The organism is Hydrogenivirga sp. 128-5-R1-1, from assembly GCF_000171895.1.
The window spans coordinates 1-1,439 of record NZ_ABHJ01000356.1 but is presented as its reverse complement, the minus strand read 5'-3'; the positions used below and the strand labels follow the sequence as shown (position 1 = coordinate 1,439).

The 1,439-nt window shown below is 31.5% G+C and carries 3 protein-coding genes; all 3 read left to right on the top strand.

Annotation, left to right across the window (positions count from 1 at the left end; genetic code table 11):
- Positions 1 to 191, top strand: a 191-nt coding sequence (locus HG1285_RS01665; RefSeq protein ID WP_008289338.1) for a prephenate dehydrogenase dimerization domain-containing protein, incomplete at its 5' end; no start/stop codon positions are given.
- A gap of 9 nt (positions 192 to 200) precedes the next feature.
- Complete coding sequence (dcd, locus tag HG1285_RS01670) at positions 201 to 755, top strand: dCTP deaminase (RefSeq protein WP_008289337.1); 555 nt, start codon at positions 201 to 203, stop codon at positions 753 to 755.
- A gap of 57 nt (positions 756 to 812) precedes the next feature.
- Positions 813 to 1,439, top strand: a 627-nt coding sequence (locus tag HG1285_RS01675) for an MBL fold metallo-hydrolase (RefSeq protein ID WP_008289336.1), incomplete at its 3' end; no start/stop codon positions are given.

The following is a 1,439-nucleotide window of genomic DNA, read 5'->3' as shown; positions in this document are numbered from 1 at the left end:
AGAATAGCAGCAAGCTCCCCAACTATTTGGAAAGATATTTTTTAGAAAATAAATCTGCAGTCCTCCACAGTATAGATGAATTTTCTAAATCTTTAGAAAAACTAAAAAAATTAATAGAAGAAGAAAATGAAAAAGAGCTTATAAAACTTTTATCTGAAAGCAGAGAAAAAAGACTTTCTTTAGAGGAGTGAGGTGGCAAGTTGATACTAAATGATAAGACTATAAAAGAATTTTTAAAAAAAGGAAAGCTGGTTATTGAGCCTTTAGAGGAATATCAGATACAGCCGTCTTCTGTTGATTTAAGGCTCGGACATGAATTCTTAATTTATCCTGAAGAAATTGAAGTTTTAGATGTCAAAAATCCAGAATATGCTGATAAAATGGAAAAAGTTGTTGTTGATAGTAATGAAGGGTTTATTATTAAGCCTAAACAGTTTGTTCTTGCAACCACATATGAGTATGTGAAACTTTCTGATGATATTACTGCATTTGTAGAAGGTCGTTCATCACTTGGAAGGCTTGGTCTTTTTATAGAAAATGCAGGCTGGGTTGATGCCGGGTTTGAGGGCAATATAACCCTTGAATTTTACAATGCAAACTCAAGACCAATAAAAATTTATCCAGGAATGAGAATATGTCAGCTTGTTTTTGCTCAGATGAAACAGCCAGCAGAGAGACCTTATAAAGGCAAATATCAGGGTCAGAGAGGAACAACAGTTTCTAAAATATTCATGGATAAAGATGTATCTGCTTGACAGATAAAAGCAAAAATTTAAAATAAAAAATATCAAAGATATATGTAAGGTGCTGATATGAAATCTATTATTTTTTCTGTATTAATTCTTTTTTCAACAGTTTTTTCAATGCCTTTAAAAAAAGTTGCAGATAACATATACATGGTAAAAGGTAATACAGGTCTACCTTCTAAAGAAAATAGAGGGTTTATATCAAATGCTTACGGTATTCTTACAGAAGAAGGATGGGTAGTAATTGACAGCTTATCAACTCCAGAGCTTGCAACGCAGTTTATAAATGAGCTAAAAAAAGTCAGCAATAAACCCATAAAATATCTTGTTATTACCCATTATCACTTAGACCATTATTTTGGAGCAAGTGAGTTTAAAAAAGACGGTGCTAAGATTATAGGAAGTGAAGGACTGCTGAATTTTTATGAAAGCGGTCAGGCAGATATGTATCTGGAAGGAATAAAAAAAACATTTGGAGATTTATTTAAGAATGTAAAACTTGTTAAACCTGATATTGTAGTAAAAGATAAAAAATCTATAAAAATAAATGGAAAAGAATTTAGGTTAATTGTGATGACCCCCGCCCACACTAATTCAGATTTAGTTTTATATATTCCTTCCGAAAAAATAGCTTTCATTGGAGATTTAGTTTTTAAAAATAGAGTCCCATTTGTGGGAGATACAAATCCAGCA